The sequence below is a fragment of the Acinetobacter sp. Gutcm_16 genome, assembly GCF_028649355.1.
GTDB lineage: Bacteria > Pseudomonadota > Gammaproteobacteria > Pseudomonadales > Moraxellaceae > Acinetobacter > Acinetobacter johnsonii.
In genome coordinates, this window is record NZ_JAQSUV010000027.1 from 75,557 (window position 1) to 82,648 (window position 7,092).

A 7,092-nucleotide genomic window follows, 5' to 3' on the forward strand; every position below is an offset into this window, starting at 1 on the left:
AATAGTGCATCAAATAAAGCATGGCAAAAGCAAAAAGTGTTTACCGCTGTGAACAATGTGGCGCTGACCATTCAAAATGGGCGGGCCAATGTTCTGAATGTGGAGAATGGAATAGTCTAGTTGAAGTCAATATTGCACCAGCAGTCACACATCGTGCGCAACCCAAAATGGGTGGCGGCTATGCAGGTCAAGCTGCTGCTATTAGCACCTTAAATCAAATTTCAGTTTCACATGAAACTCGATTGGCTACAGGAATTGGTGAGTTTGATCGTGTGCTTGGCGGTGGTCTCGTCACGGGCTCTGTGGTACTGATTGGTGGTGATCCAGGCATTGGAAAATCGACCATTTTATTGCAAACAGCAACGCATATGGCCGCGGCCAACAGTGCGGCATTGTATGTCACAGGTGAAGAATCACTCTCTCAAGTGGCTTTACGTGCAAATCGTCTTGATCTGCCCACAGATAAACTCAAAGTCATGGCAGAAACCTGTGTTGAGCGGATATGTGAAATGCTTGCCCATGAGCGTCCAGCCGTGGCAATTTTAGATTCCATTCAAACCCTATATACCGAAACACTACAGTCAGCGCCGGGCGGTGTTTCTCAAATTCGTGAGTCCGCAGCTTTACTGACACGTTTTGCTAAAAATAGTGGTACAGCCTTGTTCATTGTCGGACACGTCACCAAAGAAGGTGCACTGGCTGGCCCGCGTGTGCTTGAACATATGGTGGACTGTGTTCTGTACTTTGAAGGTCAGTCCGACTCACGTTATCGGATGATTCGTGCCGTTAAAAATCGTTTTGGTGCAGTCAATGAACTCGGGGTTTTTGGCATGACCGATAAAGGATTAAGAGAAGTGGCGAATCCTTCAGCCATTTTCCTAAGTCGTTATGATGAAGCGATTGCAGGCTCAATCGTGATGATCAGCCGTGAAGGCACACGTCCTCTGTTGGTTGAGGTTCAAGCTTTGGTGGATGATGCACATGGTCAACCGCGTCGAGTCGCCTTGGGTTTAGAACAAAACCGTTTAAATATGCTCTTGGCGGTGATGCATCGCCATGGTGGCGTACAAACATCTGGACAAGATGTCTATGTCAACGTTGTCGGTGGTTTAAAAATCACGGAAACAGGCTCTGACTTGGCTGTCTTATTGGCCTGCGCCTCTAGTTTACGAGGTAAAGCGCTGCCACAACAATTGGCTGTTTTTGGTGAAGTAGGACTCTCCGGGGAAATTCGCCCAGTCCCTAATGGGCAGGAACGCTTAAAAGAAGCCATTAAACATGGTTTTAAGTACATTATTCTACCGCGAGGTAACGCACCGCAAAAAGACATTGCTGGGGTGAAGGTCATCGCTGTGGCGCGCTTACATGAGGCACTCACTGAAGCCATGAGCTTAAGCGATGAACTCAACTAAGCTAAATTCCATCCATTTTAATTTCTCATAAAATAAACACGTTTTTTATTGAAATTTAGGATGAAAGGCTGCATAAAGGTAGAGTTAAAATTTATTTTTTATAGAGTAGGAAAATTTGATGGAAGTTCGACAGCGTGGTTTGATTGCTGGTTTTTTAACAGCGGCTCTTTTAGTTGCACCCTTAGCTGCAGAAGCTAAACGTGCAGGTGGTGGTAAAAGCCACGGCATGAGCCGTCAAGCTGCACCAACTCAGTCTTATCAACAACCTCGTCAAGCAACTCCAGCTCAACAACCGACCGCGCCCGCTACAGCTCCAGCTAAATCTGGTCCAGGCGTCGGTGGTATGGTTGCTGCTGGTGTAGCGGGTGCTGCAATTGGTGCTGTAGCTGCAAATGCGTTGGCAGATGACAACTCTGCTTCTCAAGCGCAAGCACAGGAAGAAAAAGGTGGTATTCCGAGCTGGATTTGGATTCTTCTTGCCGCTGCTGTTGCCTTCTTCATTTTCCGTAAAATGGGCGCAAAAAAAAAAGTAGCACCTAATCCATACGCGCCAAACAATGGTTCAACTCAAGCACCGTTTGGCCAACAAGCTGCACCACGTACATCAAATGACAACAGCAATATTTTTGGTCAGTCTGTAGGTGGTTCAGCTGCGGCACCACAAAACAATGCACCTTTTGGCGCTGCCTATACCAATAGTGGTAGTCAGCTGCCAGACGGTACAGAACCTGCGGCTTTCTTACGTATTGCTCGTCAACGTTTCAATCATATTCAGTCAATGAACACGGCAAGTAACATTTCTGAAATTCAGCGTTACTTAACACCTGATCTTTACCAGTCTATGTATCAAGACATTATGGCGAATCAAGATCAAGATGTAGCTGAGTTTTCAAACCTTAACGCCATGGTTGCAGACTCTGCTACAGAAAATGGCCAATACGTGGTTAGCGTACGTTTTACTGGTACAGTAAGTGAAGATCTCAACAGCTTACCGCAACCTTTTGCTGAAGTTTGGCACTTTGTAAAACCTGCGGGTTCTACCCAAGACTGGCTCGTTGCGGGTATCCAGCAAGAAGCGTAATTTTCAGATATATAAAAACAGCGACTTCGGTTGCTGTTTTTTATTCCCTATAAATACTCCTGTCGATTCAACAGAGTTATCAACGCCTCGCTTAAACAAAAACACCATTCAAAACGATAACAGCAATAGTTTTCCTAAAAGTTAAACTCAATATTTCCTAGAAGTAAAACTTATCATCTATGTTAAATAAGAAGCGTAGTGAGAGGCTGTACAATGCATCCTCAATCACACGCCTTCTTTTAGCTTCGACCTATACCTCCACACAAATAAGTTCATCACATTATAAATGCTTGATGTCATTGGACAATATCTAAAAATAAGTGAGCTTTGATTTTCGACTAAAACTGAGATCATCATTTACCAATCTTAAGCATTTAAAATGCACAGGATTTTCTATTGATCATGCTCTGCATTTAATATTCACACTGTAAATCATCTACTCATAAAAAATGCCTCTATATAAGAGGCATTTTTATTTACGTTTTTAGTCTTATTCAGGTAATGGGATAAATTGAGAGTCCTGATTTTGCTCTTTTCTTTCCCCAACAACCACAGCAACATCTAAAGGTTTACCATCGCGCTCAAGTGAAATCTGAATGGTGCTATTTGGCGGTTGTAAAGCCACAAAATTAATCAAATGTGAGGTTGAAGTAATCACTTCATCATTCACTTTCACAATCTTGTCGCCTTTCATTAAACCAGCTTTTGCAGCAGGTCCCGTTTTCAACACATCCGCGACAACCACACCTGGCCCTTTAGGCTCTAAGATATTGACTTGTTCAACAGGCAATAAACTGATACCTAGCCAACCACGTACCACACGACCATCTTTAAGAATGGAGTTCAGTACTTGCTGACAAATTCTTGCAGGAATGGCAAAACCAATACCTAAAGACCCACCTGACTGAGAGAAAATCGCCGTATTCACTCCAATCAAATTCCCCGCGACATCAATCAAAGCACCGCCAGAATTGCCGGGATTAATCGCAGCATCGGTTTGAATGAAGTCTTCATAAGTGTTAATGCCCAGGTCAGAGCGTCCTGTAGCAGAGATAATACCCTGCGTAACGGTTTGACCTACGCCAAATGGGTTGCCAATGGCCAAGACCACATCACCCACTTCGTTGCCACTTAGCTTAAAGGGTAAAACAGGCAGATTTGCCAGCTCAATTTTAATCACAGCCAAATCGGTATCGGGGTCGGTACCAATCACTTTAGCCACTGCACGACGACCATCTTGCAATGCCACAACAATTTGATCGGCTTGAGCAATCACATGATTATTCGTCAAAATATAACCATCAGGGCGAACAATCACACCTGAACCCAAACTGTTTTCATTTTTATTTTGGCTAAACTGATCTGGAATTTGATTGCCAAAAAATTCACGGAACGCAGGATCATTGAGTAATGGATGGTCAAGTTGTTTGACTTTTTGCGTGGTAAAAATATTCACTACTGCTGGCGCAGCCACTTTCACGGCGGCACTATAAGAAACCACCCCACCGGTACGCGTGGTGTTAATTAAAGGCTCCACCTTTTCAGCAGGCATCTTAATACCATCCGACGCCACAGGCGCTTTTGGCTTTTGATACTGCTGCCAAGCAAAAAATCCAGCAATGACTAAAATGAGTAATACCCAAGGTAACCAGGAAAAGGTCCTGCGCACGATTTCACCCTCTAAAATGTTTTAATTCATTGATGACTAAGTAATTTATGCCTATTGTAAAGCGAAATTCAAGCCGAAGCACAAAAATAAGCAAGAGTTTTGTCATGCTTTAGTTACAATAAACAATAGGTTCCGATGTAATCAATTTAAAAGAGTTTTTAAGTCGATATGGCAAAATTACAAGACATTATTCAGTGGTGTGATCAAACCCTCAAATCACCTGAGTTTAAGGACTATGCACCGAATGGCCTTCAAATTGAAGGAAAGACCGAAGTGCGTAAAATTTTAGCTGCTGTGACAGCATCGCAAGATGCCATAGATGCCGCGATACGAGAAAATGCGGATCTTTTACTGGTGCATCATGGTTATTTTTGGAAAGGTGAAGCCTACCCCATCACAGGTATGCGCGGTAAACGGATCAAGAGTCTGATCCAACATGACATTTCTTTGTTGGCATATCACCTCCCCCTCGACAGCCATCCGAGTCTTGGAAATAATGCAGCGATTGCAGATTTGCTCAAACTGGAACGTATTGAAGCACTTGATCCATCTGAGCGTCATCCTATTGGCAATATTGGTTATTTAAAACAGCCCATGCCTGTGGAAGAGTTTAAAAAGTTTGTATCTGAGAAATTAAAGTTTGATGTCACCCATCTTCCTGCGGACAAGACCATGATTGAAAAAGTTGGTTTTTGTACCGGTGGTGCTCAAGATTTTATTGTAAAAGCCGCTGAACAAGGCTGTGATGCCTATATTTCAGGCGAAGTCAGTGAACGTACCTTCTATGAAGCCAAAGAATTAGGCGTACATTATTTTGCTTGCGGACATCATGCGACTGAACGCTACGGCGTGCAGCGTTTGGGTCAAGCCATTTCAGAACAATTTGATATTGAATATGTATATTTCGAGTTAAATAACCCGATCTAAGCAATTACTGGGATGAGACTATTTTCATCCCAGTCCTTTCAATGCGCTTACATCGCATGGCATTCGACATCACTTCCATTTCAGCAAATGATTAATTTATAAAATATTATTCCTAGCCTTTCATCTTTTTAAATCAAAACATAGCATCAGTTCAAAAACGCTTTGCATCTCATTCTTGTTATACGTACTGAACTTCCAACCTAACATGAACAATAAAACTTGCGACCTTCCGCTTCAAAATTGCAAATAATAAACATATTGATTCTCATTAACTTTTAAGTGGATAATAAAACTGCTTTAAAAAATCCCAATAAAACAATTTTGATGATTAAAGGAATCAAACACATGGCTTATTCTTTACCCGCTCTTCCTTATGCCTATGATGCACTCGAACCCAATATTGATACGAAAACGATGGAAATTCACCACAGTAAACACCATCAAACCTACATCAATAACATTAATGGCGCGATTGCAGGCACAGAATGGGAGAAACTGTCTGTGGAAGATTTGGTTGCCAAAGTCAATGAAGTCCCTACTGATCTTAAAAATATGGTGATCAATAATGCAGGTGGTCATGCCAACCACTCACTGTTTTGGACAGTCATGAGTCCACAAGGTGGTGGGCAACCAACTGGAGCTGTGGCAAAAGCTATTGATGAGCAACTCGGTGGTTTTTATGCTTTTAAAGATGCATTTACCAAAGCAGCGATTAGCCGTTTTGGCAGTGGTTGGGCATGGCTGAGCGTAACACCTGAACACCAGCTGATTGTTGAAAGCAGTACAAATCAGGATTCCCCACTGATGTACGGTCACACCCCTATTCTCGGTTTAGATGTATGGGAACATGCGTATTATCTAAAATACCAAAACCGCCGTCCTGAATATATTAATGCCTTTTATAATGTGGTCGATTGGGATGAAGTAAATCGCCGTTACCATGCTGCGTTGCAGACTAAAAAATAATCACCCACCTCAGTCCATTTAGAGCTTAGAGTCTTTTAAAATGAATATATTCTGTACGAAAGACTCTAACGATATCTTGTGTATCGTATATGTCTCCTTGCGAAGTTTTTTGCATATTTTGTGTATTAAAAGACTGCCCTATTGTCTATAGAATCATTTACAATAAATGCACTTAAAGTAAAACCCAGCAAATCTGCAAGGAATGAAACATGACAACCATTACTTTACCTGCACTTCCATATGGCTACGAAGATCTTGCTCCGCACATCAGCAAAGAAACTTTAGAATTCCACCACGACAAACACCACAATACTTATGTTGTTAACCTAAACAACCTAATCAAAGGTACTGACCTTGAAGGTAAAACTTTAGAAGAAATCATCACAGCTTCTGCTGGTGATGCAGCTAAAGCAGGTATCTTCAATAACGCAGCACAAGTTTGGAACCACACATTCTACTGGAACTGTATGGCTAAAAACGGTGGTGGTAAAGCAACAGGTGCTTTAGCTGCTAAAATTGATGAAGCGTTCGGTTCTTACGAAAAATTCGCTGAAGAGTTTGCTGCTGCTGCAACAACTCAATTCGGTTCAGGTTGGGCTTGGTTAGTTGCTGACGAAGTAAATGGCAACCTTTCTATTCTTAAAACTTCAAATGCAGACACTCCACTTGCACACGGTAAAGTTGCAGTGTTAACCATTGACGTTTGGGAACATGCTTACTACATCGACTTCCGTAATGCGCGTCCTGTTTACATCAAAACTTTCCTTGAAAGCCTTGTAAACTGGGATTATGCAAACGCGAAATATGCAGGCCAAGCTGCTGGTGTTGAAAAATAAGATTCGTCTTGTTTAAAAAACCGCTCTTTTTGAGCGGTTTTTTTGTTTTTGCAGCCTAAACGCATATTTATAAAGCAAACAATTCATTTCTCAATATTTTTTGCTTGACCCATTTTCCTTTCCTCCCTAAAATGCGCATCAGATTCTCCAATAGCTCAGTCGGTAGAGCGACGGACTGTTAATCCGCAGGTCCCTGGTTCG

The 7,092-nt window shown here is 42.2% G+C and carries 6 protein-coding genes; 5 read left to right on the plus strand and 1 reads right to left on the minus strand.

What is annotated here, in order from left to right; translation table 11 throughout:
* The first annotated feature begins 20 nt into the window (after positions 1 to 20).
* On the plus strand, positions 21 to 1,412 hold the full coding sequence (gene radA, locus PTT44_RS06775; RefSeq protein WP_004695771.1) for a DNA repair protein RadA: 1,392 nt from the start codon (positions 21 to 23) through the stop codon (positions 1,410 to 1,412).
* A gap of 118 nt (positions 1,413 to 1,530) precedes the next feature.
* Positions 1,531 to 2,493 carry a Tim44 domain-containing protein gene (locus PTT44_RS06780; RefSeq protein ID WP_004982589.1) on the plus strand — a complete coding sequence of 321 codons (963 nt, stop codon included), beginning with the start codon at positions 1,531 to 1,533 and terminating at the stop codon, positions 2,491 to 2,493.
* Between the two features lie 490 nt (positions 2,494 to 2,983).
* Here PTT44_RS06780 and PTT44_RS06785 read toward each other — a convergent pair whose 3' ends face one another.
* Positions 2,984 to 4,162: a S1C family serine protease gene (locus PTT44_RS06785; RefSeq protein WP_168158098.1), complete on the minus strand. Its 1,179-nt coding sequence runs from the start codon at positions 4,160 to 4,162 to the stop codon at positions 2,984 to 2,986.
* Between the two features lie 168 nt (positions 4,163 to 4,330).
* On the opposite strand from PTT44_RS06785, the gene PTT44_RS06790 reads away from it, so the two are divergent.
* From PTT44_RS06790 to PTT44_RS06800, 3 genes are all read left to right on the plus strand, one after another.
* Positions 4,331 to 5,089: a Nif3-like dinuclear metal center hexameric protein gene (locus PTT44_RS06790; RefSeq protein ID WP_168158099.1), complete on the plus strand. Its 759-nt coding sequence runs from the start codon at positions 4,331 to 4,333 to the stop codon at positions 5,087 to 5,089.
* A 345-nt stretch (positions 5,090 to 5,434) separates the two neighbouring features.
* On the plus strand, positions 5,435 to 6,055 hold the full coding sequence (locus tag PTT44_RS06795; RefSeq protein WP_168158100.1) for a superoxide dismutase: 621 nt from the start codon (positions 5,435 to 5,437) through the stop codon (positions 6,053 to 6,055).
* A gap of 209 nt (positions 6,056 to 6,264) precedes the next feature.
* Complete coding sequence (locus PTT44_RS06800) at positions 6,265 to 6,891, plus strand: superoxide dismutase (RefSeq protein WP_058870028.1); 627 nt, start codon at positions 6,265 to 6,267, stop codon at positions 6,889 to 6,891.
* Positions 6,892 to 7,092: the final 201 nt, after the last annotated feature.